This is a genomic window from uncultured Citricoccus sp. (assembly GCF_937871995.1).
Lineage (GTDB): Bacteria > Actinomycetota > Actinomycetes > Actinomycetales > Micrococcaceae > Citricoccus.
In genome coordinates this window covers 39,754-65,828 of record NZ_CALMQR010000037.1, presented here as the reverse complement: position 1 = coordinate 65,828, position 26,075 = coordinate 39,754, and the positions used below count along the sequence as shown (strand labels likewise).

Here is a 26,075-nt window from a genome sequence, read left to right as displayed (position 1 = left end):
CGGACTACGACCAGATGGGCCAGCGGCTGGAACTGCCCGGACTGGAAGCCGACCGCATCCCGTATTCCTATCAGCGCTCGGCCGTGGCCCGGGCGGTGAACGAACCGGCCGTGCTGCTGGACCACGTGGTGGGGGCCGGCAAGACCGGCACCATGGTCATGGCCGCCATGGAACTGCGCCGCACCGGCATCGCCCACCGCCCGGCGATGGTCGTCCCGAACCACCTGGTCGAGCAGATCAACCGGGAGTTCGTGGAGTGGTACCCCGACGCGAACGTGCTGGCGGTGCCCACCGGGCTGACGGTGGCTGGTCGGCGGGACTGGATGGCGATGGCCGCCGCCGGGGACTGGGACGCGATCATCATGCCCCAGACCGTGTTCGAACGCGTCGAGATCGACCCGGCCAAACGCGCCGAATGGCTCGCCGAACAACTCACCGAACTCGACGAGTTGGTCAAGGATGCCGAGGCGGGGATGTCGGTCAAGCGGGTCGAGGCCGCCAAGAAACGCGTCCAGGCCGCCTACGAGAAGGCCACGAGGATCACCGACCCGGGCATCACCTTCGAGGAGACCGGCATCGACTACCTGTTCGTGGACGAAGCCCACCACTACAAGAACCTCCAGCGCACCTCGGACCTGGGAGAGCTGGCCTGCCAAGGCTCGAACCGGGCCACCGACCTGGACTTCAAGCTCCGCGCCCTGCGCGAACGCAAGACCCTCTCGGCCGAACGCGCCGGGGTCGCCACCAGTACCTATCTGCCGGCGGTGGCGACCTTCGCCACCGGCACCCCGGTGTCCAACTCGATGTCGGAGATGTGGGTGATGCAGCACTACCTTCGCCCCGACCTGCTGGAGGCCGCCTCCGTGGACACGGTCACCGCCTGGGGTCAGCAGTTCACCAAGTCCCAGACCACCCTGAAGCCGAAGATGACCGGGGACGGGTTCGACCAGGTCACCAAGATCGGCAAGTACGTAAACATGCCCGAACTGATGGGCCTGAACCGGACCTTCACCGACACCGTGCAGCGCGACCAGCTCGAGGCGACCCTGCCCACCGTGCTGGGCGGGGATCGGATCCTGCTGCGCCGCGAACCCTCCGACCAGGTCCGCGAGTACATCACCGACCTTGCGGACCGGATCGACCAGCTCTCCGGGTTCCCCGAGCCGGGGGCGGACAACATGCTCAAGATCATGGGCGACGGGCGCAAGGTCGCCCTCGACGGCCGCCTCGTCGGCCTCGACCCGGACGAGGACGGCGGCCGCGCCGTCGCCGTGGCCGAGCAGGTCATGGAGGTCCACGAACGCACCCACGACCGCCAGTACACGACCGCCACCGGGGAGGTCTCCGAGGTCCGGGGCGGGTTGCAGATCATCTTCTGCGACCAATCCACGCCCAGAGAAGACCAGTGGAACATCTACCACGAGCTCCGGGACCAGCTCGTGGCGCGCGGCATGCCGGAAGAGAAGATCGCGTTCATCCACGACGCCGAAACCGACGAGGCACGTCAGGAGATGTTCACGAAGGCCCGGGAGGGCCAGCTGAGCGTGATCATCGGCTCCACCGCGAAGATGGGCACCGGCACCAACATCCAGCGCCGGGCCATCGCCCTGCACCACGTGGACTGCCCCTGGCGGCCGGCCGACCTGGAACAGCGCGAGGGCCGGATCATCCGCCAGGGCAACCAGAACACCCAGGTGGAGATCTACTCCTACGCCACCGAGAAGACCTTCGACGTGGCCAGCTGGGACATGATCGCCCGCAAGGCCCGGTTCATCGGGCAGATGAAACGCGGCGACCTGGCCGGCCGCCAGGTCGAGGACGCGGTGGCGGACCTGGAGTTCAGTGCCTCCAAGGCCGCCGCCGAACTCTCCGGGGACCCCCGGATCGAGCAGCTGGCCACCATGCAGATGCGCATCGAACAGCTCACCAGCCTGGAGGCCTCCTGGCGGGGCCAACGCTCCGCCACCCGGGCCGAACTGCGGATGAACCAGAACCGCGTCCACCACCTGGGGCAGATGCTCCCAACCCTGGAGACCGTCACGGAGGGGGTCACCTCCACCGAGGGTGAGAAGTTCCGGTTCACGCGACCCGACGGCAGGAGTACCGGTGACCGGATGGCCGCCGGACAGGTCCTCGCCGCGGCGCTGCGCCGCGAGGCGGCCCGTACCGGGCTTCCGGATTTGGGCGACCCCACCGATCCCGAACGGGTGGGCACCCTGGGCGGGGTTCAGCTCGGGGTGGTGCGCTCGGGCAACACCGTGCAGCTGGTCCCGCTGGAGGTGTCATCCGTGCACAAGTCCTGGCCGGCCCCCAAGCTCCTTGGGGAGGAGATGGGGCCGCGCTCGGCCGTGCAGTCCGCCGAGGCCTTCGTCGCCGGCCTGGGCGGGGAACTGTCCCGCCGACGCGCGGAGCTCGCGAAGCTCACCGAGTCGATCCCTGCCGTGGAACAGGCCCTGACCCAGCCCTTCGAGCACGCCGCCGAACTCGAACGGCTCAAGCGCGAGGCCGCCGAACTGGCCGAGGAGATGGCCCCGACCACCGAGGCCGAGGCTGCCCCGGTGGAGCTCTCCGGGCAGCAGTTGGCCAAGCTCGGAGACCTGGAGCGCACCGACCACCGCGAGGGCGACGTGTGGAACGTCGGCAAGGCGTACTGGCGCGTCGGCGTCCACACGGACGAACGCACCGGAAGGTCTCATGCGGTGTGCTGGCCCGCCGAAGAAGAGGCGCCCACCGACCTGGCGACGGCGACCCCGGCGTTCTCCGTGCTGCGCTCCGGCAAGCTCATCGCCCGGATGTCCGACCAGCTCAAGCCCGTGGAGCGGGAGATGCTGGACCTGGACACCACCCGGCACCAGCAGGTGGATCACCTCTGGCAGGTCCCGGCCCAGGCCCGCGTCCGCATCCAGGGCCAGGACGGGCAGATCGTGGAAGGCGTGATGACCGACCGGCAGGCCCTGACCACCGACACCGGACAGAAGGTCCGGGTCCACGACCTGGACACCGCCCCGGGCATCATCCTGGTCGACGCCACCAGCCCGGAGCAGATCGCCGCCGAACAGGCCGCCGCGGCCGCCGAGCAAGCCAAGCAGCGCACCGCCCACGACTTCCTCCCCGGTGAAGTGCTCGGTGAGAACATCGAGCACTTCGGCCACGCCGGGGACGTGGTCCGAATGGACCGTTCCGGCTACGGCAGCTTCCGGCCCGTGGCGGTCAGCCCGGACACCGGGCGCATCCGGGAGGGCACCCCGTGGCGCGTCGAGTCCCGCGAGTGGAAGACCATTCTCCCGGTCCGGCTCACCGACGCGCAGAAGACCGCCCTGTACGGGCAGCCCCAGTTCACGGTGTCGGTGGAGGACCTGCGTCCCGGGGACGTCGTGGCGGCCACGGATATCGACAACCACGCCCGCACCAAGGAACCCGTCACCATCACCCAGGTCACCGGCGACACCACCGTCAACCTCCGCTACCGGAACGAGACCGTCAGCGGGGAGGGCAAGAAACGCGCCGAGTCTGAGGTCACCGTCCTGGACCGCACCCACGGGGCCCTCACCGGCCACGAACTGCTCGCCCTCGCCCGGCCCGAGGCGGACCTGCCGCCCCGGATGGGGCTGCGCGAGCTGGCCCGGCAGGAGCCGTCCGGCCAGCACGTCCTCCTGGATCTGCCCAACGGGGGTGAGGTGCCCGGCGGGCTGGTGCCCGGACGGCTGACCGGCGTGGTCCAGGAGCAGAAGCCCGGCGCGATGGGACGGCGAATCACCGTGCACCACCTCGTCATCGAAACCGCCGACGGGGACACCGTGAAGGTCCCGGCCCAGCCCCCCGGCCACGCCACCATCACCGACCAACCGGTCAGCCTCATCGAACTGCGGCTGGCCCCGGTCCCCGAGGCCACGCCAGCAACCCCGGAGGCATCCACGGTCCCGGCGGGCACCACGGTCACCGGGGACGTCTACCAACGCGCCACGGCCCCATACACCGAACCCAAATCAACACCATCACCAATGCCGCGGACGCCGACGGAGCCGGAGCTGGACCAGGCCCTCGCCTACCAGCTGCACGCCACTCCGGGCGCGGCGACCGCCGCCCGAGGGCTGACATGAGGACCGGGCGCGTGCCTCTACCCTGGGGTGTCCCCGGCCTATGTCAGGGTGGGGTGAAGGAATGGGGACGAGCCAAGGGGGACTGGCATGAGCACCGCGGAACTGATCGGCTGGGCAGCACTGGCCATAGGCTTCGCCGGAGCCTTCGGCATCTTCTCCAGGGGCCACGCCCTGCGCAGGATAGGGAGCCTGGCGATGAGCGGCGGCCTGGTGGTCTTCTGTCTCATCACCCTGCACACGCCCCTGAACTACGCACTGTCCGGCAACCCGGCCCTGCCCATCATCTGGATTCTGATAGTCCCAACGCTCGGGATCACCATCAGCTGGCTGACCCGGTACTTCTACCGCGACCTCGACCTCTACGACGTGGAAGGATGCTATCCCGCTAATAGCAAGCATATAGCGGATAGATAGCACAGTGATATTAGGGGGAGCCGGTCGGGCACCGGCTGGACTCGTTCACGCTGACGCAAGACGGGACGCCGGCCGTCCGAAAAGTATGGACAAAAGTCCACTACCGACGCCGAGGGCCCCTTCACTACGGTGAAGGGGCCAGTGAGACGGTGCATGCGGATCATCAGATGGACGAAGCCCGGGGGATACGGGCCTATCGACAGGAGATCTGACAAGAGGCGGTGGCGTGAGCCGCCGCCTCTTTTGTGTCTCAGGGGAGCGTAGCCTGAACGCGTTCTGAACGCCACCGGAACTATCTTCCGGGGCGTGGCCGCAGCGCAGAGATGAGTGGCGGGTTATCGCAGGGCAGAGTCCATCCCTCCTCCTGAGCCCATCCTGCTACCGGGGACGGACACCTCATCCTCGGTGTGCTCCTCGAACTGCACGACGGAGTTGTACCGTTCCGGGCAGCGCCCGGGCCGGTCGGACGCCACCGACGGGTTCTCCGACTCGGACGGCGTGCACGGGAGCCGGGTGATGTGGGGTTCAGGGGACCGGCGCGGCGTTTCGCCTGAGGGCCTCGACGATGACCGGCAGCTCGCGGGGGAAGGAAGACCGGACGTCAGCGCCTGTAAGCCTAGTTAAGACCGGGCGAACCTAGCGCGCCCTCAGGATGGGGAGCCGGTAATACTCTGCCGTGTCGGCGAAGGCCGGGTCGGGGGCGACATTCTCAGAGGTCAGTTGCACCAGGTCGTTGCGCCCCGGCGGCAGGCCTTCATCGGCCCGGCGGTCCCAATAGGCTCAGCAGATCCCGGTCAGGGTTCGTGACGGATAGACAATGCCCAGCGGCTCGTGGCCGTCGCCGAGCATCTGGCGTTTGATGACGTGAGCCAGCAGGGTGGTCAGATCACGGTCCGGGCCGGTGACCTCGGTGGCAGTGAGCATGGTGACCTCACCCATGGCGCCGGCCGTTACCGATGCCAGCTCCTCGAGAGCCTTCAGCGTGTCCGGGTGGTCGATCCGAACCCACCAACCCTGGCGGGGCAAGCGGATCTCATAGATCGAGCGCTCCAGTTGCCAATCCACGGAGATCGCCCACGGCACGTCGACACCATTGGCCTTGGCCTCCGCGATAACCGCCTCGATGTACTCGTCCACGGTCATCCCGATGAACTGCGCGGTGCGGGCGATCTGGGCGCGTTCGGCCCGAAATCCGTTCAGGACTTCGGCGTACGCGCACCGGCGGGCCTCGGCCAGGTAAAGGGTGGACCCGATGGTGTCGTACCGGCCGCGGGCATCGCCGACGTCCGGGTCGAAGCCGACCGGCCGCGGCCCCACGTGGTCGTTCGGCCGGGCAGACAGCGCCCCGTACCGGTCCTTGGCGACTCGGAAGGCCGTCTGCCCGCCGGCCGCGACGAGGTGCAGGCCGGTCTTGGTACAGGTTCGTTCGGTCACGAGGCGTGGACGTCGTTCACGAACGCTTCGGCCGCGCCGAGGACTTCCCGGGTGCGTTGCTGCTGGATGTACAGCACCGGAAGGTTCTCCTCCAGCCGCGGGTTGGCGCCCATCAGCCACGCCAAGGCCACGTTGCGCCCTTCAGTCATTTCCAGGGTTCTCCACACCCGGTAACCCAGCCGCAGTCTCGCTTCCACTTCCGGCCTGGGTTCCGGGCCGTCCGGTTTGGCCCACTTGTGCGGTGACGTGCGGTCTTTGCTCCCCGCCATGGTCTGGACCACCGTGACGCCCACATTGGCGTTCAGTTCCCGGACCAGGTCGTGGATATTCATTCGCGTGGTGTCGCGGAAGACCCTGTCGCGCGTGGCGGATTCCATAGCTTGACAATGTCAGACAAGTCATGGCAAAGCAAGCCTAGATCAACGTCTAAGCAACAAAGAATCAACGCCGATAACCAGGATTACGTCAAGTAAATGCTTCACGCTTTGTACTTCCTGCACATCGTGAAGAAACGGATAACGGTGTGGCCGCTCCCCTCCACTTTCCCGAACTCTGCCCCTGACATTGCCGTTGAGTCGGCGGCCGGTCAGGATTGAGGTGACATGCCGGAAGTTTTCGACCCGCAGACGGCAGGTGGCTCCGCACCCGGATTTCGGTTGCTGCCGTGTTGGTGCATCCGATGACAGTTTCATTCATCTGGTGAGACCGTGTGAGAGGCACCGTGGTGGTCGATAAGGCGGATCGAGTGGTCTTTTTGGCCGCGGCGCCCCTGCTGCATCCGGTGCGGCAGATGGTCGAGGGCTGTCGCAATCCACAGCTGTCCCGGAATTGCACTCTGGTCAAGATTACGCCTTCACTTGAGACGCAGGGGCGCCAGTAAAGGATTAGCCATGTGCGAAGTTCACACATGGTGAGGACTCGGATCACGCTGCTGGCGCTCCTTTGGTCACCTTCTGACACGGCTTCGCCTGCATGGCTGGTGAAGTGTGGTTTTCCAGGGGGCCGGGAGTGGGTGTCACCCAGATGGCGCCGGTCTCCTCGGGACCCAGATGGATCGGTCCGTACGGTGGATCGAGGCGCCCGGTGATGGTGCCATCGCGGCGCCGATCGGTGATGTGTAGGGCCTGGCCGGGCACGAGGTTCTTCTCCCGGAGGCGGGTCAGCCGGTGCGGGTCGGCATCGGAGACGCGGGCCACGGTGTAGGACCCCGGAGTGGCGTGGCTCAGTCGGATGACGTCGGCGGGGCGGTGGAGGTGTCCGGTGGCGGTGGGGATGGGGTCACCGTGCGGGTCGGCGGCTGGGTGGTCGAGCAGGGTGTCGATGCGCTCGATCATGGCCTCGGAGGCGGCGTGTTCGAGCCGTTCGGCCTCCTCGTGGACCTCCTCCCACCGGTACCCCAGGACGGTGACCAGGAAGCTCTCCAGGAGCCGGTGCCGGCGCACCATGGCGATGGCGTACGCAGCTCCCTGCGGGGTGAGGGTGACGGGCTTGTAGGGCTGGTACTGGATCAGCCCCTGGGCGGCCAGCCGCTTGAGGGTGTCGGAGACGTTGGAGGCGGTGGTGCCCATCCGCTCGGCCAGGGCCTTGGTGGTGATCGGGGGGTCCCCCCATTCGGTGGCCGACCAGATGGCCTTCAGGTAGTCCTGGGCGATGGGGGTGATCGTGTCCAGGTCCATGGGGTCCACGCTATCGCTCTGTGTGCTTGCGGCCGGGGCTCAGCCCTGGCCGGTGACGGTCAGGGCGATCAGCGCGAGGTTCAGGGCCACGATCAGGGCCACGACCACCCAGGCGATGACGGTCAGCACCGTCTTGTTGACGAAGGCGCCCATCACGGTGCGGTTGCTGCTCAGCCGTACCAGCGGGACCAGGGCGAAGGGGATGCCCAGGCTTAGCAGCACCTGGGACAGCACCAGTGCCCAGGTCGGGTCCACCCCGGCGGCGATGATGATCAGGGCCGGGATCAGCGTGACCAGACGCCGGGTGTACACCGGGATTCGCAGGTGCAGCAGCCCGCCCATGATCGCTGCTCCGGCGTAGGAGCCCACCGCGGTGGAGGCCAGTCCGGAGGCCAGCAGGCCGATGCCGAAGGTGATGCCGATCACCGGGCCCAGGGCGGCGGTGATCGCCGCGTGAGCTCCTTCGATGGTGTCGGTGCCGGGCACCCCGGCGAGGTTGCCGGCGGCCAGCAGCAGCATGGCGATGTTCACCGAACCGGCTACCAGCAGCGACAGCACCACGTCCCACCGGGTCGCCTTGAGTAGTCGTGGCAGGGCCGTGGTGGGCACCGCGTGCCCGTGCCGGTCCCGGGCCAAAGAAGAATGGGCGTAGATGGCGTGGGGCATCACGGTGGCCCCGAGCATGCTCGCGGCCAACAACACCGTCTCGGGACCCTCAAACCGCGGCACGATTCCAGCGGCGGCCTCGGACCACGAGACGGAACCGAAGAACAGGCCGGTGACGAACCCGACGGTGACGATCACCAACAACCCGGTTACCACGAATTCGAAGACCCGCGGACCGCGGTGGGACTGCAGCGCCAACAACAGCATCGAGACCACCCCGATGATCACCCCGCCGGCCAGCAGCGGGATGCCGAAGAGGATGTGCAGGGCGATCGCCCCGCCGATCACCTCCGCCAGGTCCGTGGCCGCGGCCACCAACTCGGCCTGCACCCAATACGCCAGCCGCCGCACTCGTGGCAAGCGGTCACCGAGCAGTTCCGGCAGGGAGGACCCGGTCACCAACCCGACCTTGGCCGAGAGATACTGCACCAGCACCGCCATGGCGTTGGCGGCCACCAGCACCCACACCAGCAGGTACCCGTACTGGGCCCCGGCCGTCAGGTTCGCCGCGACATTGCCCGGGTCCACGTAGGCTACCGCGGCCACGAAGGCCGGGCCCAGCAACCAGGGCAGCGGCTGGCGGCGCACCCACTCCTCCCCCGACGGTCTCCCCACCGCCTGAGTGAACCCGTTCCGTACGCTACCGTCCGCCATGGAAAGTTAAGATACACGAACATTATTCTTTGGCGGGAGGGACGAGCCGCGGCAGTCGGGGAGAACTCCACGGGCCTAGGGAGGACTTGGCCAGGGCCCGGGTGATGCAGGGGCCAGTGGGCGACGTCGGCGGAGACGAATCCCAGCAGGGCCGAGCCGCGGGTGCGTTGCCATGACCGGCCGATCGTGTACAGGCCCCGGACCGGGGCTCCTCTTCTTGGGGCGATCAGGATGCCGTGGGGGTGCAGACCAGCCACCACGAAGTCTCACACAGCAGGTATACCCGTCCCCCCAGAGGGCGTGATGACATCGTGTGAGGTGGACAGGTGTGTCCAGCGGCCTTCCACCTGGACACCCTTCTCGATGTCGGTATCCCTGGCCGACCTAAACGGCATGGGATGCCACCGGAGGGATGTCACGTCGGCCATGCCCGGAGGCATGTGCAGGTGGTTCTGGCGCGTTGAGTACCCGTGGCAGGATGGCCGGGCTTTCCATCAAGATTTTTCTAGGGTCGTCTCGCGAGAATGCGGCATGGCCACCTCCCAGATCCTCAAGGACACCCACACCGAGACGAGACCACGGCGCGGGCCTGGCCGCCGCACCGTCCTGGCCGTGATTCCCGTGGCCGCCCTCGGAGTGATGGGTGGGGGACTCGGCGTCCACCGCCTGCTGAACCCGCCGCCGACCCCCGCGACGCCGTTGGGCGCCGTTGCCACCGTGGCCGGCGGGATGGCGTTGATCCAGGGCATCATTCCCCTGGAGTCGGCCACCTGGGTTCCCCCCCACACCGGCTCCGAACCTGGCGAAGCCGGTCGCCACTGGAGGTCACCGCGTCCGACTGTTGCTGGAGCTGACGGCCGTCGAGCCCGGTGGCATCGACTTTGTAGCGACCGACTACAGCGTGCAGGAAATCGTGGGGTTCACGGCTGGGCCGTTGTGGGCCAGCCACGAACGACATCGCATCGCCCGGGGTGAGACCCTGCCGGTGACGATGGTCTTCGAGATCCCCAACAAGAGCATCCAACTCGTCCTCCAGGGGCCGGGGTCCGCGCGCCTGGGCATGGGCTCGGACCACCACACGAGTTGAGCGGAGGGGTTACCGGGTTCGGTAGTGCACCACCGGCGTGGCGAGCCGGCGGTTCTCCAGCGTTCTACCTCTGATGGCACCCCCGCGGGAGATCGCCAGACCGGGGCGGGAGAGCACGGGATCACTGAAGCTTGGGCGCCGGTCGGTGACCGTGAGGTCGCTTCGCGTAGCGTTTTGGTCGGTGAGGGGCACCCGTGGAAATCACCCGGGCCCGTCCCAGAGGAACAGGACCCTGCCGCGGACCCGGTCCGCGGGAACCGGGCCATAGTGGCGGGAATCCACCGAGGCCTCTCGGTTGTCACCCAGCACGAAGACGCTGCCCGGGGGAACCCGCTGTGGTCCGAAGTAGGTGCCGTCGATGGCGGAGGCGTCGATCGCCGGTTCGGGCCGCTCGACCCCGTCGACGTACACCACCGCATCTTTGATGGCCATGTCCTGTCCCGCCAGGGCTATGACGCGCTTGAGCGTCATCGCCCCGTCATCGGGGGACTCGAAGACCACCAGGTCGTTGGGCTGTAGCCCGCCGACGGCGGCGGGTGTCTTGAGCACCAGGGTGTAGGCGCCGGGGTGCACCGCGGGGACCATGCTGTCGGAGGTGATGTGCACGGGTTCGATGACCCACCACCGCAGGGCGCCGAGCACCAGCAGAAATGCCACCAGCGCTCCGCCCGCCAGCCGGGCGGGACGAGCGGGATTCGGTCCCGTCGACCGCTGGGCGGTCATCAGTCGTCGTCGAATTCGGGCCGGGCCGCCTGGATCGGATCCCATGGGTCGTCTTCGTTGGCTTTCAGTCCGACCCGGAACTGCGTCATCATGTCATGGTCCTCATGGGGGAGGTTATGGCAGTGGATCATGTACCGGCCCTGGTGTGGGCCGAAGCGCATCAGCACCTTGACCTTTTCCCCCTCCCCCACGTAGACCGTGTCCTTGGGCCCGACCTCGTAGGGGAAGGGCGCGCGGCCGTTGCGGCTGATGACCTTGAAGTCGATCAGGTGGATGTGCATGGGGTGGAACCATCCGCCCGACTTGTTCTCGAACTCCCATTCCTCCACGGTGTTGAGGCCCACCTGGGCGAAGACGTCCTGGAATCCGCTGGCGATGATCTGCCCCCAGGACTGGTCGTCCAGCGTCCACAGGTTCGTCTTGTCATTGCGCTTGACCCGCATGGTCCGCTTCTTCACGGCCATCGAGCTGGTCAAACCCATCACGTCGTTGTCCGGGACCAGCACCGTGGGCAGGGTGTTCCAGGTGGGGTCGGAGGTGTCGAACGGGTCGTCCACCACGTCGAAGGCCATGATCTTGTCGGTGTGGTCGTAATCGCGGTTGTTCTCGTTGGAGCGGTTCCGCAGCTCCACCCGGGTGCCGGCCTTGTACTTCGAGAAGTCGATCAGGACCTCGTAGCGCTCGGCCCCGGCGTGACGCCAGTTGTCGACGGTAACGGCCTCGGGCATGAGCCCGCCGTCGGTGGCGACGATGGTCAGGGGCTCCCCCGACCGCAGGTAGGGCCGCAAGGACCGGGAGATGGAGGCGTTGAGCATCCTGAACCGGTAGATGCGCCGCTTGACCTTCATGCGCGGCCAGGGCACGCCGTTGACCAGGATGACATCCCCCCACAGGCCCGAACGCGACCTGTCGTCGTAGCTCAGGGCCCCGTCGCGGGCGAACATGGCGTCGGAGATCGTCAGGCCCACGTCGAATTCGCCCTGCGGCAGCAGGTCGCGTTCCTGCGGGTCGTGGATCAGGTACTGGCCGGCGAGCCCCGAGTAGACGTTCAGGGCGGTGAAGTGGGCGCTGTGGTCGTGGTACCAGAGGGTGCGCGCCGGCTGGTAGTTCGGGTAGTGGTAGGTCTTCTTGAAGCCGGTCATGGTCACGTCGTTGGCGTAGCCGTCGTACTGGGGCAGCGAGGCGGAGCCGTGCAGGTGGGTGGAGGTCGCCAGGACGTGTCCGTGCGCGGGGTGGGTCGCCGGCAGCTGGTTGCGCACCGTCAGCGTGGTCCTGGTCCCGCGCTCGACCTCGATGGTCGGGCCGGGGAAGATGCCGTCGTAACCCAGGATCGGGGTGCCCAGGCGCGGCAGGATCCGGGCGGTGGCGGCGCGTTGGGTCACCGTGTAATGCTCGATGCGGGCCCCGTCGTCCGGATCGGTCCCCACCGAGGTGGGCTTGAGGACCGGAGGTTGGGTGAACTCGGCCGCATAGGGCCGGGGCATCTGCCTGTCGTCGAGCTTGCTGGCGGACTTCGCTTCCACGCTCCCCCACGGGACCGCGGCGGCCCCGGCCGCCCCGGCGCCCATGATGCCGACTCCGCCGAGCAGGATGACTTGTCGTCGGGATACCGCCATGCTCATTCCTCACTTGCCCATATCGTGCCCTCCCTGGGAGGGAGTGTGGACGAACGAGCTTGGGAAAAACCAACATCGGGCACCCCACGGCGAGGAGGGCCGGCGCACCTCAGATAATGGCCGATAACTCGCACGGAGGGGCCAAAGCCGGAGGCCTCCTGCTCACTATTCGACCGTCGTTGACAGTGTCGACGTGTTCGTCCGCCCTGTCGCCCACGGATCAAGCCGACTCGGCGCCTGCCCGGGCAGTTCCTCGGAAAGTGGCCGGGGGCTCCATCGATGTGGCTGAGTCAGAGCTCCTGTTGACGGTGGTGCCTGGATTCAAGCTCCGAAGATGATTGGCGCAGGACCGCCTCGCTTTCCCAGCGGGGGTTCCGGCCGCCTCGTGGACGTCACGCAGGGTCGGGGATCCAGCAGGAGTTCACGCCGCCGGTGACGCCGAGCGCATCGGTGCGCAGGTTGACGTCGTAGTACTTCGTCTTGTCCGACGGGGTGTTGTCCGCGGGGGGTTTCTCGGGGTCGATGGTGACCGTGCGCCAACCGACCACGGCATAGTTTTCAGAGAGCACCTGGATGGCACACTCGACCGTGTCTTCGTAGTCCTTGGTGAGTTGGAACGTCACCGACGCCTGGGTGGGGGACTTGATGTTGTACCCCACGTCTTTCCAGTCCAGGGTCTGGGCGTTGGTGGCTGCGGTGATCCACACCGCGAGGGCCACGGCCGCGGCGATGGCCCCGGCGGCGATCCACTTGCCCCAGCGGGCGGGGAACGACGGCCTCGAGCTTTGGGGGCGTCCGTACCGGTTCGCCAGGCTGTTATCGGGCGCAGGATCTGCCGGTGCCTGGGATCTGGAACTCATATCACTCCATGATATCGCGGGGCGCCGCTGACCATCCCGGAACATCCGGGCCCCTGAGGTCCCCACGTTGCCGCCCCGCAATCCCCGGGTACGCCGTCGGCGGGTCGGGGGCGGGAGGACAAACGGTGAGCACGTGAGCAGTATTATCGCGCAGCACCGGGACGAACTGGGCGTCGGCCACGGGGCCAGCGCCCCGGAAATTCGTCGTCCCCGTGGGCCCGGCCGCCTCTGTTTGGTCGGCTCCTCCGGGTCGCTGCGGTCGTGCTGAGGGTGTGGGTGTGAGGCCGGGGCCTCAGTAGCCGATGCCGGTGAGGGCGGGGAAGAAGGCCCAGACCACCGAGCCGGCCACGACCACATAGGTGACAGCCACCAGAGTCCCGGCCCAGCCGGCCGCGAACCGCACCACCGCGGCGGGGGCGGGGATCACGCCGTGGACGAGGTTGCGCGCGGTGAGCAGGATGAACAGCGGGATCATCGCCGCCCAGACGATCATGCAGTACAGGCACAGGATGTGAATCACGAACAACGCCTGGGACCACAGCCAGAGAAGGAACACCGCCCCGAGGCTGACCCCGGTCTGCAGGCCGGCCCAGTACCAGCGCCCAGGTCGGGCCCCGGAGAGGACGACCATCGCGGTCGAGATCACCACGGCGAAGGCCACGACGCCCAGCAGTGGGTTGGGGAAGCCAAACAGCTCGGACTGCCAGGTGCCCATCACCCGTCCGCAGGACACCCACGGATTGATGTCACAGCTGGTGATGTGCCTGGCATCCTCGTACAACTCCAGGCGCTCCAGCACCAGGATCGCCGAGGCCACCCAGCCGACCACCCCGGTGACCAGCAGGATGAGACCGAACGGGCGGTGCCGGGCAACAGCCGGCACCCCCGCCGGTGCGCCCGGATCAGAATCGGCTGAGCGCTCTGTGGGGAGGTCGGTGAGGGGCTCAGCCTTCACGGGTGAGTCGGTGTTGGTCACAGGGGTGCTCATGGGGCCGGTCAGTCCGTCGTGGCGGCGGCGTCGATCTCGGCGCGGAACTGCTCCAGGGAGGTGAGGGTGAGCATCTCACCATCCAGGAAGAAGGTCGGGGTGCCCCTCACGCCCAGCGCGGTCCCGTCGGCCACGTCCACCTCGACCCGGGCGCGGGTGGCCGGGTCGGCCACCGCCTTGTCGTAGGCGGCCATGTCCAGACCCAACTCCTCGGCGTAGCCGCGGAACACCGCGCTCTTGTCCTCGGTGGCCTCGCCCCAGTCGGCCTGGGTCTCGAACATCCGCTGGTACATCGCCTCATACTGTCCCTGCTGGGCGGCGGCCTCCACGGCCACGGCCGCGGGCATTGCGTTGCGATGGCCGGGCAGCGGGAAATAGCGGTTCACGAAGGTCACCGTGTCGGCGTACTCGGCCCGCAGTTCCTCCACGACCGGATAGGCCGCCCCGCAGCCCTCGCACTCGAAGTCCAGGAACTCCACCAGCACGGCCTGCTCGTTCGGGGCCTTGGACAGCACCCGGCTGTCCGGGCGCACCACCGGAGCGGCCTCCGAGGCCGCGGTCTGCCCGGGCCCGGCGGAAGCGGTCTGCCCGGCCCCCTGCGGGGCGGCATCACGGGCGCCGCTGACGGCCACCGCCCCGACGATGAGCCCGGCGACCACCACGGCGACCAGCACGACCCAGACGATGGTCTTGGCCTTGCGGGACGTCGTGCCCGGGGTTGACGAGTTAGAGGGGGTGGGATTGCGGGTCGGTGTGCTCACAAGGAGGTCCAATCTGGTGGTGGCAGGAATCGCGGGCAGTGCAGGTCAGGGTCGGGATCAGGCGGGTCGCGGGTGGGGGTCAGTGGTGGTGGGCCGAGAGCACGGGAGTGTCGGAGTCGATGCGCGAGGCGTGCAGGTTGTGCACTTCCAGCACGTATGACAGCTGGCCCAGCCCGGTGCGGACCACTTCCAGGTCCAGGACCTGGAGGTGATGTCGAAGACCACGGCCAGCCAGCCCCGCCGGTCCGGCCCCGGCCGGGCAGGGGTATGTTCGTGTCCGCTCACACCAGCGTCTCTTTCCCTCGATGGGCCCTCCCCTAATCTCGTCAGTCTGACCGGGGATGCTGGAAACATCCTCAGTGCGCCCCGCAGGCGCAGGCAGTGCGGCGCTCGACCGTGAAGGGCGTGGGGGCCAGAGGCGGGGTGCTCATGCGCAGGTGCACCCTCCGGCGGAGCAGCAGTCCGGGTCGATGGCCACGGTCAGCTCCAGCAACTCCCCCAGGGCCTGGCCCAGTCGGGAGTCGGCCAGGGTGTACCAGACGTGGCGGCCCTGGGCGGTCGTGGCCACCAGCCCGCAGCCGCGCAGGCAGGCCAGCTGGTTGGACATCACCTGCTTGGAGACCCCCAGCTCCTGAGCCAGCTGGGAAGGCCGGGCCGAGCCGGCACGCAGGATCAACAGGATCCGGGTCCGGGTGTCATCCGCCAGGGCATGGCCCAGCCGGGACAACGCCGAGACATGCGTGAGGACCGTGGTGCTCATACCCAAAATGGTACAGAAGAATTTGTACCATCGCCGGTGGCGCCCCACGGGCGACTGGGCTTCGAAGCAGACATGGCCGGGGGCTGCTACAACTCCGAGGTGGGTTTGGGGGTCGGGTTCCACATCGTCCCCAGCAGCAGGGCGATGATCCCGGTGGTAACGAAGACGTCGGCGAGATTGAAGGTGGGGAACCAGCTGGTGTGCAGATAGTCCACCACCCCCGCCCCGTCGAGCCGGTCGAGGAAGTTGCCCAGGGCCCCGCCGAGCACCACGGCGCCTCCGGCGCGGGAGAGCGCGGTGAGGGTGGGAACCGAGGACCACAGATACCAGATCAGCCCGGCGGTGATCAGCCCGGTACCGGTGATGATGACCCAGGAGGGCAAAGCGGCGCCCAGGCTGAACGCCACCCCGGAGTTGTAGTACAGACGCAGATTGACCGGCCCCAACTCCACCGTCTTCCCGCCCGAGAGCCCGGCGACCGCGGCGGCCTTGACCACCAGGTCCACTGCGGCCAGCACAAGGGCCGTCAGGAGCAGGGAGATCCTGGCCCGCCGCAGACCGCGGGCCGGGGTCCCGACCGGGCGGGCCGGGGCAGTGCTCATGCGGTTGACTTCCCGGCCGCTATGGACGGGCCCGGACCGCGCCGGGGCAGCATCGCGCCCGCGTTGCTTGTGATCGTCATGGCGCGATATTAGCGCAATGGGTGATCCCCGGGCCGGCACTCCCGCCATCCACCACCCATGGCGCCCTGAGGCACCCGCCCCGACGGCCTGTGGAGGTGACATACAAAAACGGGCCCTGCGATTGCTGCTCGATGCGCGTGCCGCCCGCAAGGGCGGCCCCCAGGCCCTGGTCCGCCGGCGACGAGACCGCCTGGCGGTGATGGTGGCGCACGCCCGGACCTGCCCCCTGTGTTACCGCCGCCGCTACCAGCGGTTCCCGGCCCGCATCACCGACCCGCAGGTGCTGCCGAGTCCCACCCAGGCCGAGTTGATGACCAACTTCAAGTGGGTGACCGATCCGGTTCTCATCCTGGCCGACGTCCGGGCTTCGTGGCCGCCAGCTCGGACACCACCGGGGCTTGGGGGCTGTACCTGCTCGACGGCCGGTCCCTGGCCGTGACCGCTGCGATGGCCGGGCGGATGATCCACGACTGGCTCGCTCCGGCCGACCTGCTGCGCATCCTGACCCGGAGCGGGCATCTGGCCGTGGTGGCCGCCACCGGCGGGCACCACGCGTCCGGGGCAGTGCCCGCGGGGCTGCACCGGGGTCGGCCACCGCCCGCATCGGCACCTTCTCGGTGCACGACCCCTGACCACAGCTGGTGGAACAGCTCAACGCCTTCGGCCCGGCCGTGCTGGCCCCTTACGCCACCACCGGGGAGCTACTGAGATTCGAACAGGAAGCGGGCCGGCTGGACACATCCACCCGGGGTTGGTGATGCTCGCAGCCGAGGACGGATACGCCCGTACCGCCCGGCCTGCGCAGCCACGGTGCGCCACAGCTACGCCGCCACTGACTGCCCCTTCCTGAGCTACAACTGCACCGAGGGCTGGCTGCGTATCAACGGCGACCGGGTGTTCCTGGAGCCGGTAGCTGCCGACCACGCGCCCGTATCCGACGGGCAGCGCTCACACCGTGTTGGTGAACAATCTGGCCAACCTTGTGCAGCCGATCCTGCGTTACGACCTCGCTGAGAGTGTGCTGGTCCGCCCCGACCCCTGCCCCTGCGCCAACCCGTTACCAACCCTGCCGCGCCGCGGTCCGTCTGACCGGTCACCGTTTGAACGGGGACACGGGGGCGGCTGACCGCATTGCTATGATCGGTAGATGGCGATGATCTCTGACCGTGTCGGGCCCAACCTGGATCCGGCTGCGGCCCTATTCCATTCCCTGGGGGACCCTAGGCGCCTGGCCATCATGCAACGGATGACCCTGGGGGAGGTCCGCGTCGGGGATCTCGCCGGGGACCTGGGCCTGGCCCAGTCCACCGTCTCGGGTCATGTGGCGTGCCTGCGTGACTGCGGGCTCGTGCAGGGCCGCACCCAGGGGCGCAGCGTGTACTACTCCCTGGCCCGTCCGGAGCTGATGAACCTGCTCGCCGCCGCCGACGCCCTCCTGGCCGCCACCGGCAGCGCGGTGACCCTGTGCCCGAGCTACGGCATTGCTGCCCGACAGCACCGTCAGGACCACGCCACCACCCGGTGACCACCACCAACCCAGCTGTGCTGCTGCACTGCGCCCGCAGCAGTGACGCGCCTGCGGTGGGCCGCCGGTCCCACCGGTGAACCCCACTCCCCCTATCTTTGGAGATTGTCCGTCGTGCCCCGTCCTTCCACCCTGCCCCCTTCGATGACGAGGTCCGGGGCCGTTCTCCGCCGACGCCCCCATGGCGTCTGTGCCGACCCGATGGGCCGCACCAACGGACGGGGGCCGGTGTGAGCATCGGGAACTACTTCGCCGAGATGGTCAACTCCGGGGCGCTGCTCATCGCCGCCCCGCTGGCGATGATCGCCGGGATCGTCTCGTTTTTGTCCCCGTGCATCCTGCCGCTGGTGCCGGGTTATTTGGGCTACGTCTCCGGGCTGTCCAACCCCACCCACCCGGACAACCGCCGCCGGGTGCTGACCGGGGTCGGGCTGTTCATCCTGGGTTTCGCCGCGGTCTTCACCCTCTACGGGGCCGCCTTCGGTACCATCGGGCACTGGCTGGTGCGCTGGCAGGACCCGATGATCCGCGTCCTGGGCGTGCTGGTGATCGTCATGGGCCTGGTCATGGTCGGCAAGTTCTCCCTTCTTCAGCGCACCGTGAAGCCGACCGTGGCTCCGCGGACCGGGTTGGCCGGGGCCCCGCTGCTCGGGGTGGTGTTCGGCCTGGGCTGGACCCCCTGCATGGGCCCGACCCTGAGCGCGGTGCTGGCGTTGAGCACCACCACCGGGGACCCCTGGCGCGGGGCGCTGCTGGGCTTCGTGTACTGCCTGGGGCTGGGCATCCCGTTCCTGCTGGCCGCGGCCGGCATCAACTGGGTCACCACCACGCTGGCCTATATCCGCCGCAATATCCGGGTGTTCAACATCATCGGGGGCTGTCTACTCGTGCTCGTCGGTGTCCTGATGGTCTCCGGGCTGTGGATGCTGTGGATGTACCAGCTGCAAAACCTGGCCGGCACCTTCACCACCCCCGTCTAGGACCGAACGACCCCACCGGCATGGATCCGGAGACCTGCCCCGCGGGACATTGACACCGAAAGGCCCATATCTCTTACGCACTGACCCCCGCGGCACCGCCGCAACCCCGTCCACGCCGGAACACCGGCGTGGACGTGCTGCGTATCGTCTCGATCGTCGCCGTGGTCGCCGGCCACGCCTACGGGCCGCGGCTTCCCGGCGGGGAGTACCTGGAGATCTGGCGGATGCCGCTGTTCTTCTTCCTCACCGGCTACTTCTGGACCCGAGGACGCCCCTTCGAGCTCGAGCTCCGGGCCCGCTGGAAGAACCTTGCGGTGCCGTACCTGGTCTGGGCCGTGATCATGAGCGTGGCCGCCTGGGCGTGGACCCGAGACGCCCCCGACGGGTTCTGGCCACTGATGGCCACCGGTTGGTATGGCGGCTCGGACCAGGCCCCGCCGTGGTGGGCGTTCTGGTTTATTTCCGTGCTGTTCTTCGTTACTGTGCTGCGCCGCTGGTTGGAACGGTTCCCAGCGTGGGTGGCCTGGGCGGTCTCGGTGGTCGGACTCGTCCTGGCTCTGCTCCCGGACTCCCTGCTGGGCCGCACCCCGCTGGGGCTTGGGCTGGCTTTGCCGTGCCTGTTCTTCGTGCTGGCCGGCGAATGGTTCCGCTGCGGTGTCCTGCCCCGGATCCAGGGCAACCGGGCCCTGATCGGGGCCGGTTGCGTCGGCGTCGGGCTGCTGGCCGTCCGGCTCGGGGTGGAACCGCTGAACATCAAGTTCGCCGGCTTCGGCACCTTCCTGCTCACCCCGGTAGTGGGCGCCCTGACCGCCGCCGGCCTCGTGCTGATCTTCAGCACCGTGGTGGACCGGATCGTGCGAGGGTTGTCCCGGCCGGTCAGCGCCGTGGTGCGCACCGGCACCGTGGTGGTCCTCTTCCACGGGTGGGCTCTGGAAACCCTCGTGAACGTCGGTATTCTGCACGACGGCGCCAAGCTCGTCCTCACCGTGCTGATCAGTTGGGCGGTGGGGATGGCCATCAACGCCACCCCGCTGTCCCCGGTACTGGCCGGGGTGCCCACCCCGCTGTGGTGGACGCCCTGGCGGGCACGGCGCCAGGAGTACTCCGCGATCGGTAGAGCCCTGCCTCACCTTGAGGACAAGAACGACGCGGAGCGAAGCGTCTCTGCAGCGCGCTGAGCTCGGGGCATGACCGGTACTGGCGGGGTCCTCCTCTGTCCAGTTGGCCGCGGCCGGGGATCAGGAGGGTCACCGCCGCGCTGAGCTACATCCGCCGCAACATCCGGGTGTTCAACATCCTCGGCGGCTCCCTGCTGGTGTTCGTCGGGGTCCTGAGGGTCTCCGGGCTGTGGATGCCGGGGATGATGTGGATGGACCAACTGCAGAACCTGGCCGGCACCTTCACCACCCCCGTCTAGACCACGCCCGCACCCCACCGGCCCGGTCGCCGTGTGGCAACCGGGCCGGTGGGGCATGGACGAGCGGGCAGTGCGTGGCCGAGGGCCGGCGCGGTCAGAGGCCGAAGGCCCCGCCGCTGATGAGGATGAAGACGCCCAGGCCAATCAGCACGATGGGGAACAGGATGTGCTCCCAGCGTTCCAACACCTCGGCGATGGGTCGGCGGGTGGCGACGAACTTGGCCAGGCCCACCAGCACTCCCACCAGCACCAGGAACACCACGCAGTACGCGACCACGGCGCCCGGGCCCACGCTGAGGAAGACCGGGACGTAGACGCCGATATTGTCCCCGCCGTTGGCGAAGGTCACCCCGGCCACGGTCCAGGCGGCGACGTTCTTGCCCTCAATCTTGGCCTCGTCATCATCGTCGTCGTCCCCGCGCCAGGTCTGCCAGGCCGCCCACAATCCCAGGCCCAGCGGGATGAGCCCGAAGTACGGGATGACCTCCGGGGGCAGGAACGCCTCCGCGCCCAGCGAGACGAGCACGGCCGCACCCAGGATCCCGACAAACCCGAGGTACTGGCCGACCAGGATCCGGGCGGTGGTCCCGCGCTGGCCCGCGCCGCGGCCGAAGAATAACGAGAGCACGATGATGTCATCGATGTTCGTGACCAAAAACAGACCGACCGCCTGCAGGATCGAGGACAGGATCACGCACCCACCCCCGGGCGGCAGCAGCCGGGCACCGAGCACACAGGGTCCAGGCACGGGGTGCTCTCATCCACGGCCAGGGTGATATCGACCAGCGCGGTCAGCGCCCGCGCTAGGTGCGCATCGGCAATCTCATACCGGGTCTGGCGGCCCTCGGACACGGCGACCGCGATCCCGCAGTCCCGCAGGCACGCCAGATGGTTCGACACATTCGACCGGGTCAGTTCCAGGTCCCGGGCCAGCTCGGCCGGATAGGCCGGGCCCTGCAGCAGGGTCAACAGGATTCGGGACCGGGTTGGGTCGGCCATCGCCCGCCCCAACCGGTTCATCACCTCCACAAGAGAGGAAAGAGTCAGCATATACTGAACCTTACAGTCTTCACTGAACTCTTCGAGGCTGGCTGACCTCAACGGACATTTCTCGGCCACCAGGCCCGCGCAGAGCGCCACGCAGCCCTCCATGGTGTTGTAACCCTGCGGCCACTGGGCCGGGGTCAGCCCACGGCCGGTGAGCCGCTTCATGTCCACTGCGGCCGGGGTGGCAGCTGCGCCGTCCGCGGTCGCCTTGCAGGCGAGAGAACAGGATGCCCCTCGCCCCGAGGACCACCGGCAGGTCTCCGGCCCGGCAGTCAGTGGCGGATCGATAGGGCCGGTGATACGCACGCCCAGGGATGTCATGCCCGGGTTTCTCGCTGTCCGGCCAACCGCCAGGGGCGCCCCGGGGACGGGGGATCCGTCGAGCGTGTCCCGACAGGGGCACCCGGACTCCGGCACAGTCCATGAGGCCCTGGGCCGGTGGTCGGTTGCCAGGGAACTTTCAGCCGCTGTGCGGGTGGGACCCACAATGCGGTCCTATGCTGGTGGCATCTCCTCAAGGCAGAAGAGATGCTGACTAGGGGCCCCGGGGCCGGTACGCGGTTTGATCCTTTTCTCGCGGCCGGGCTGATCCCCGGGGCCCCGTTTTGTCCGGGTTCACGCGCGGTACCCTGCCCGTGAGGACCCCTGAGCCCAGCGTTGTCAACAAACTGCCTTCTGCAGGGCCCTGGGGCGAGCCGCCCTTCACGCCGATGAGCCGGGAACGGCCTCCGCCCGCGGGGCGTGGGAGACTGGGACGATGACAGTGGAGGCTCTCTGTACCGATGGGTGAGCGCAGTATGGACGGGCCGGTGTGGATCCCCACGGAGCCTCCCAGCATGGAGAACTTCCTGGCGCCCACGCTGCAGCCGATCCCGCTGATCCCTGCCATCGCCGTGGTGCTGGGCGTGCTGTACCTGGCCGGCGCGGTGCGGTTGTGGAGCGCGCGGCGGCGGTGGCCAGTGTGGAGAACCCTGTGTTTCGTGGTTGGGTGCGCCGCGATCGCGGTGACGATGGGCGCTGGCATCGAGGGTTATGGGCTGAAGATGTTCTCGGTGTTTATCTTCCAGCAACTGACCTTGATGATGGCCATTCCCCCGCTGCTGGTGTTGGGCAGTCCGGGCACCTTGTTGTTGCGGGCCACCCCCCACCGCGGGCCGGGCACGGCGGTGCTGCGATGGGCCCATGCCGGTTTGCGGTCCCGATGGGGCCGGATCGTCCTGCACCCGGGTTTCACCATCCCGCTGTTTTTGATCACGTACTACGGGATCTATCTCAGTGGCCTGGACGACCGGTTATTGCCCACCTGGTACGGCCACACGGGGCTGGAGCTGTTGTTCCTGGCCGCGGGGGTCCTGTTCACCGTCCCGCTGCTCTCCAGTGATCCGTTGCCGGCCAAGCAGGGTTATGGTGGGCGCCTGCTGGACGTGGCCATCGAGATGCCGTTGCATGCCTTCTTCGGGGTGGTCCTGATGATGGCCACCACCCCGATCGTGGAGTTCTTCGCCACTCCGCCGGCCAGCTGGGACCTGGACCCGATGGTCGACCAGAAGGTCGCCGGCGGGCTGGCCTGGGCTTATGGTGAGTTGCCGACCGTGCTGATCCTGGTGTTTATCGCGCACCAATGGTTCCGCGCCGATACCCGCCAGGCCCGCCGGGCCGACGCCGAGGCCGACCTGCATGGCACCCCGGAGCTGGATGCGTACAACGCCTACCTTGAACAACTCGCCACCGAAACGCCCTCCGGCACCTCCCGGTGACCACCGCCTCCGGCCCTCCCCTAGGGGCAGCACTACTACCCCGATGCACCACAGGTCACACCTGACGGCGCAGGCGGGCACCGTTGGTAGGCTGGGGGCGTTTTCTACAGGAGGTAGAAGTTGTTGCGTCCATACGCTGCCCGGCCCACCGTGCCCATCCTGGCCGTGCTGGCCGCCCTGGTGCTGGCCCTGTTGGGGCCACTCTCTCCGGCCGCGGCCCATGATGTCGTGACCGGCACGAATCCCTCCGACGGGCAGGCCCTGGAGACGGCGCCGGAGGCCATCGAGGTCTCCTTCAGCAACACCCCGCTCGCCCTGGGCGCGGTGATCCTGGTCGAGGACGCCCAGGGCGCGGACTGGACCACCGGGGAGGTGCAAATCGACGGGAACAGCGCCGCCCAACCACTGCGGCCCGACGCCCCGGCCGGAGAGTACACGGTGACATGGCGGGTGGTGTCCTCGGATTCCCATCCGATCGAGGGCAGCTTCGACTTCACCGTGACCGGGACGGAAGCCCCAGCGTCACCGTCCGGCGCCCCGGTCACCGCGCCGGCCCAGCCGGTGCCCACCGCCTCGGAGCCCTCGCAGGCCGAGCCCACCGCCGAGACCGGCGCCGAGCAGCCGGGCGCCGAGGAGCCCGCTTCGGGGTTCCCGGTCGGCTTCGTGATCGTCCTGGCGGCCATCCTGGCGCTGGCGCTGGTGATCGTCGTCGCGACCCTGCTGGCGCGCCGCCGCGCGGGTGCCACGGGCACCGAGTGAGCACCCGGTGAGCACCGCCGGCCCACCGGTGCCGGCCCCGATGGGCCCACCGCCAGCACCGGACGTCCCGAACAGCGCCGCTGCCTCTGACCGGCCGGGACGGTCGACGCCCTGGCTGGTGGCCGCGTTCATCCTGGCCGCGGCCACCGTCGTGGCCAGCGCTGCGTACACCGGGGCCCTCGCCGAACGAGAGGCCCTGGACCCGGGGGCCCTGGCCCGGTGGGTGCTGCCGATCGCGGTGACCGTGCACCACCTGGCGCTGGCCGTGGTGGTGGGCTGCCTGCTGTTTGCGGCCACCGTCCTGCCGCCCCGGCGCGCCGACACCCCGGTCCTCGGGGGCCGGCAGGGCGCCCGCGACTCCCATCCGGCGTCCACCCGGGTCATGACCGCCGCCTCGGCCGTGTCCGTACTCTGGGCGCTGTCAGCGGTGCTCGTCCTGGTGTTCACCTATGCCGATCTGTCCGGCCAACCGGTGTCGAGCAGCGAGGCTTTTGCCCGGGAGCTGGTGTACTTCGTCACCGACCTGGTCGTGGGCCAGGCGTGGGCCACCGTCGTGGTGATCGCCTTCGTCGTGTCCACCCTGACCTTCCTCGTCCGGTCCCCGGCCGGGCTGGGCGCCACGGCCCTGCTGGCCGCGGCGGCGGCCATCCCGATCTCCCTGGTCGGCCACGCCGCCGGCAGCGACGATCATTATGCCGGCGTCGGGGCCCTGGTCGTGCACTGGCTCGGGGTGCTGGTCTGGGTGGGCGGAGTCGCCGCCCTGACGGTGATCGCCCCCACGCTTAACCCCTCCCGGGTCGGAACCGATGCCCCCGGCGGTGACCGGTTGGCCAGGACCGTCCTGGAACGCTTCTCGGCCCTGGCTGGGGTGGCGTTCTTCCTGGTGCTGGCCTCCGGGGTGGTGAACTCCGTCTTGCGTCTGGGCTCATGGGAGGGACTGGTCAGCCCGTACGGGCAGTTGGTCCTGCTCAAGGCGGCCGCGACAGTGCTGCTCGGGGCCATCGGCCTGGGCCACCGCCGGTGGGCCATCGCCCGGCTCGGCACCGTCCCGGCCGACCGGACCGCCTGGCGGCTGGTGGTGGCCGAGCTGGGCATCATGGCCGGCATCATCGGGGTCACCGCCGCCCTGGGGCGCACCGCCCCCCCGGTCCCGCAGGAGATCAAACCGGCGGCCACCCCGGCCCAGATCCTCACCGGCTACCTGTTGCCCCCCGAACTGACCTGGGAGAAGTGGCTCACCGAATGGCGGTGGGACTGGCTCTGGGTTGCGGCCACCGTCGCCGCCGCCGCCGTCTACCTCCTCGGAGTGCGTCAGGCCCACACCTGGGCCTGGCCGCGGACCGCCAGTTGGCTGACCGGGTTAGGTCTGCTGCTCTACGTCACCTGCTCGGCGCCGACGATCTACGGCATGGTGCTCTACAGCGCCCACACCCTGATGCTGCTCGCCTTGGCCGTGCTCGTTCCGCTGCTGCTGACGCTCGGCGCGCCCCTGCAGCTGGTCGCTGCGACCGTGCCTCGACGCACCGACGGCAGCCGGGGCCCCCGGGAATGGTTGGACGCGGCCCGCCCCGCGTTGTCGGCCCCGGCCCTCAGCGCCGCGGTACTGGCCGTCTCGCTCGGGCTGCTCTACTACACACCACTCTTTCGCCTGGTGCTGGACTACTGGCTCGTGCACCAGGTGGCGAACCTGTACTTCCTCGGGGTGGGGTTCTGCTTCATGACCGCGGTGCTGGGGCCCTCCGACGGGCGTCCGGCGTCGCGAGCCGCCCGGATTCGCACCGCGGCGGTCCTGACCGCCGCACTGCTGATTTGGGCCGTGGTGCTGGCCGCCGGTGTCCTGCCGGTGCTAGAACCGGACTGGTTCGTCGGCATGGCGCGCACCTGGGGGCCACCGGTCACCCTGGACCAGCAATTGGCCGGCATCTCGGTGCTGACGGCCGGGTTCGCTCCGATGGCCTTCCTGCTCACCGCATTGATTCTGTCCCGGCCGGATGCGCCCACCGGGCGCCCACGAACCGGGACCTCGCGCCCCGCCCCATCCGACGTGGCAACCTGAACCTGACCGAGACCTCACCCTGATGCCGCTGCCACCCTAGCGGGGGTCCGTGCCGCGGTGGTGCGGGCCCGGGTGTCGCTTGCCCCGAGAGCGACACCCGGGCCCGCCATCC

At 68.7% G+C, this 26,075-nt stretch carries 23 protein-coding genes; 10 read left to right on the top strand and 13 right to left on the bottom strand.

What is annotated here, in order from left to right:
- Window positions 1–14 precede the first annotated feature (14 nt).
- A complete protein-coding gene (locus tag Q0283_RS03695) occupies window positions 15–4,100 on the top strand; it encodes a helicase-related protein (protein WP_298043078.1) in 4,086 nt (1,361 codons plus the stop codon).
- Window positions 4,101–4,187: 87 nt separating this feature from the next.
- Entirely contained in the window at window positions 4,188–4,514 is a 327-nt protein-coding gene (locus Q0283_RS03690; RefSeq protein ID WP_298043076.1) for a hypothetical protein, read from the top strand.
- Window positions 4,515–5,294: 780 nt separating this feature from the next.
- Here Q0283_RS03690 and Q0283_RS03685 read toward each other — a convergent pair.
- The 4 genes from Q0283_RS03685 to Q0283_RS03670 all read right to left on the bottom strand — a co-directional run bounded on the left by Q0283_RS03685 (window position 5,295) and on the right by Q0283_RS03670 (window position 8,905).
- Window positions 5,295–5,948, bottom strand: a complete 654-nt coding sequence (locus tag Q0283_RS03685) for a hypothetical protein (protein WP_298043074.1) — start codon at window positions 5,946–5,948, stop codon at window positions 5,295–5,297.
- Window positions 5,945–6,325 (bottom strand): hypothetical protein, encoded by a 381-nt coding sequence (locus tag Q0283_RS03680; RefSeq protein WP_298043073.1) that lies wholly within the window; start codon window positions 6,323–6,325, stop codon window positions 5,945–5,947. Before Q0283_RS03680 ends, Q0283_RS03685 begins: the two co-directional genes overlap by 4 nt.
- Window positions 6,326–6,871: 546 nt before the next feature.
- Window positions 6,872–7,624 (bottom strand): metal-dependent transcriptional regulator, encoded by a 753-nt coding sequence (locus Q0283_RS03675; protein WP_298043071.1) that lies wholly within the window; start codon window positions 7,622–7,624, stop codon window positions 6,872–6,874.
- Between the two features lie 39 nt (window positions 7,625–7,663).
- Window positions 7,664–8,905 (bottom strand): Nramp family divalent metal transporter, encoded by a 1,242-nt coding sequence (locus Q0283_RS03670; RefSeq protein ID WP_298043069.1) that lies wholly within the window; start codon window positions 8,903–8,905, stop codon window positions 7,664–7,666.
- An 880-nt stretch (window positions 8,906–9,785) separates the two neighbouring features.
- Here Q0283_RS03670 and Q0283_RS03665 point away from each other — a divergent pair.
- The gene (locus tag Q0283_RS03665; RefSeq protein WP_298043067.1) at window positions 9,786–10,031 is read left to right on the top strand and encodes a hypothetical protein; all 246 of its coding nucleotides are present in this window, start codon (window positions 9,786–9,788) and stop codon (window positions 10,029–10,031) included.
- 201 nt (window positions 10,032–10,232) lie between these two features.
- On the opposite strand, the gene lepB is transcribed toward Q0283_RS03665, so the two are convergent.
- The 7 genes from lepB to lspA form a co-directional block, all read right to left on the bottom strand.
- On the bottom strand, window positions 10,233–10,688 hold the full coding sequence (gene lepB, locus Q0283_RS03660; RefSeq protein ID WP_298043065.1) for a signal peptidase I: 456 nt from the start codon (window positions 10,686–10,688) through the stop codon (window positions 10,233–10,235).
- A gap of 65 nt (window positions 10,689–10,753) precedes the next feature.
- The gene (locus tag Q0283_RS03655; protein WP_298043063.1) at window positions 10,754–12,370 is read right to left on the bottom strand and encodes a multicopper oxidase family protein; all 1,617 of its coding nucleotides are present in this window, start codon (window positions 12,368–12,370) and stop codon (window positions 10,754–10,756) included.
- 392 nt (window positions 12,371–12,762) lie between these two features.
- On the bottom strand, window positions 12,763–13,230 hold the full coding sequence (locus tag Q0283_RS03650) for a DUF4307 domain-containing protein (RefSeq protein WP_298043061.1): 468 nt from the start codon (window positions 13,228–13,230) through the stop codon (window positions 12,763–12,765).
- Window positions 13,231–13,522: 292 nt separating this feature from the next.
- Window positions 13,523–14,218 carry a vitamin K epoxide reductase family protein gene (locus Q0283_RS03645; protein ID WP_298043059.1) on the bottom strand — a complete coding sequence of 232 codons (696 nt, stop codon included), beginning with the start codon at window positions 14,216–14,218 and terminating at the stop codon, window positions 13,523–13,525.
- An 8-nt stretch (window positions 14,219–14,226) separates the two neighbouring features.
- On the bottom strand, window positions 14,227–14,979 hold the full coding sequence (locus tag Q0283_RS03640) for a thioredoxin domain-containing protein (protein ID WP_298043058.1): 753 nt from the start codon (window positions 14,977–14,979) through the stop codon (window positions 14,227–14,229).
- Between the two features lie 427 nt (window positions 14,980–15,406).
- On the bottom strand, window positions 15,407–15,739 hold the full coding sequence (locus Q0283_RS03635; RefSeq protein ID WP_298043055.1) for a helix-turn-helix transcriptional regulator: 333 nt from the start codon (window positions 15,737–15,739) through the stop codon (window positions 15,407–15,409).
- Between the two features lie 86 nt (window positions 15,740–15,825).
- Window positions 15,826–16,341: a signal peptidase II gene (gene lspA / locus Q0283_RS03630; RefSeq protein WP_298043052.1), complete on the bottom strand. Its 516-nt coding sequence runs from the start codon at window positions 16,339–16,341 to the stop codon at window positions 15,826–15,828.
- 1,228 nt (window positions 16,342–17,569) lie between these two features.
- Between lspA and Q0283_RS03625 the strand changes: the two genes are divergently transcribed.
- From Q0283_RS03625 to Q0283_RS03610, 4 genes are all read left to right on the top strand, one after another.
- Window positions 17,570–17,947, top strand: coding sequence for a helix-turn-helix transcriptional regulator (locus Q0283_RS03625; protein ID WP_298043049.1), 378 nt, complete (start codon window positions 17,570–17,572; stop codon window positions 17,945–17,947).
- Window positions 17,948–18,177: 230 nt separating this feature from the next.
- Window positions 18,178–18,927, top strand: a complete 750-nt coding sequence (locus Q0283_RS03620; protein WP_298043046.1) for a cytochrome c biogenesis CcdA family protein — start codon at window positions 18,178–18,180, stop codon at window positions 18,925–18,927.
- A gap of 128 nt (window positions 18,928–19,055) precedes the next feature.
- Window positions 19,056–20,105, top strand: a complete 1,050-nt coding sequence (locus tag Q0283_RS03615) for an acyltransferase family protein (RefSeq protein WP_298043044.1) — start codon at window positions 19,056–19,058, stop codon at window positions 20,103–20,105.
- Between the two features lie 107 nt (window positions 20,106–20,212).
- The gene (locus Q0283_RS03610; protein ID WP_324590036.1) at window positions 20,213–20,344 is read left to right on the top strand and encodes a hypothetical protein; all 132 of its coding nucleotides are present in this window, start codon (window positions 20,213–20,215) and stop codon (window positions 20,342–20,344) included.
- A 94-nt stretch (window positions 20,345–20,438) separates the two neighbouring features.
- Here Q0283_RS03610 and Q0283_RS03605 read toward each other — a convergent pair whose 3' ends face one another.
- Window positions 20,439–21,038: a cadmium resistance transporter gene (locus Q0283_RS03605; protein WP_298043086.1), complete on the bottom strand. Its 600-nt coding sequence runs from the start codon at window positions 21,036–21,038 to the stop codon at window positions 20,439–20,441.
- A complete protein-coding gene (locus tag Q0283_RS03600) occupies window positions 21,035–21,394 on the bottom strand; it encodes a helix-turn-helix transcriptional regulator (protein ID WP_298043084.1) in 360 nt (119 codons plus the stop codon). The genes Q0283_RS03605 and Q0283_RS03600 overlap by 4 nt, the downstream gene beginning before the upstream one ends.
- A gap of 779 nt (window positions 21,395–22,173) precedes the next feature.
- Between Q0283_RS03600 and Q0283_RS03595 the strand changes: the two genes are divergently transcribed.
- The 3 genes from Q0283_RS03595 (at window position 22,174) to Q0283_RS03585 (ending at window position 25,963) form a co-directional block, all read left to right on the top strand.
- Complete coding sequence (locus Q0283_RS03595; RefSeq protein ID WP_298043041.1) at window positions 22,174–23,148, top strand: cytochrome c oxidase assembly protein; 975 nt, start codon at window positions 22,174–22,176, stop codon at window positions 23,146–23,148.
- Window positions 23,149–23,298: 150 nt separating this feature from the next.
- A complete protein-coding gene (locus Q0283_RS03590) occupies window positions 23,299–23,907 on the top strand; it encodes a copper resistance CopC family protein (RefSeq protein WP_298043038.1) in 609 nt (202 codons plus the stop codon).
- Between the two features lie 118 nt (window positions 23,908–24,025).
- Window positions 24,026–25,963, top strand: coding sequence for a cytochrome c oxidase assembly protein (locus Q0283_RS03585; RefSeq protein WP_298043036.1), 1,938 nt, complete (start codon window positions 24,026–24,028; stop codon window positions 25,961–25,963).
- The last annotated feature ends 112 nt before the right edge of the window (window positions 25,964–26,075 follow it).

Bases quoted from the DNA above. Each gene is read 5' to 3' on its own strand.
- Q0283_RS03645 (WP_298043059.1), bottom strand. From the start codon at position 14,218: ATGAGCACCCCTGTGACCAACACCGACTCACCCGTGAAGGCTGAGCCC.
- Q0283_RS03695 (WP_298043078.1), top strand. From the start codon at position 15: ATGGGCCAGCGGCTGGAACTGCCCGGACTGGAAGCCGACCGCATCCCG.
- Q0283_RS03675 (WP_298043071.1), bottom strand. From the start codon at position 7,624: ATGGACCTGGACACGATCACCCCCATCGCCCAGGACTACCTGAAGGCC.
- Q0283_RS03635 (WP_298043055.1), bottom strand. From the start codon at position 15,739: ATGAGCACCACGGTCCTCACGCATGTCTCGGCGTTGTCCCGGCTGGGC.
- Q0283_RS03625 (WP_298043049.1), top strand. From the start codon at position 17,570: ATGGCGATGATCTCTGACCGTGTCGGGCCCAACCTGGATCCGGCTGCG.
- Q0283_RS03680 (WP_298043073.1), bottom strand. From the start codon at position 6,325: ATGGAATCCGCCACGCGCGACAGGGTCTTCCGCGACACCACGCGAATG.
- Q0283_RS03600 (WP_298043084.1), bottom strand. From the start codon at position 21,394: ATGCTGACTCTTTCCTCTCTTGTGGAGGTGATGAACCGGTTGGGGCGG.
- Q0283_RS03690 (WP_298043076.1), top strand. From the start codon at position 4,188: ATGAGCACCGCGGAACTGATCGGCTGGGCAGCACTGGCCATAGGCTTC.
- Q0283_RS03650 (WP_298043061.1), bottom strand. From the start codon at position 13,230: ATGAGTTCCAGATCCCAGGCACCGGCAGATCCTGCGCCCGATAACAGC.
- Q0283_RS03655 (WP_298043063.1), bottom strand. From the start codon at position 12,370: ATGGCGGTATCCCGACGACAAGTCATCCTGCTCGGCGGAGTCGGCATC.
- lspA (WP_298043052.1), bottom strand. From the start codon at position 16,341: ATGAGCACTGCCCCGGCCCGCCCGGTCGGGACCCCGGCCCGCGGTCTG.
- Q0283_RS03595 (WP_298043041.1), top strand. From the start codon at position 22,174: ATGGGTGAGCGCAGTATGGACGGGCCGGTGTGGATCCCCACGGAGCCT.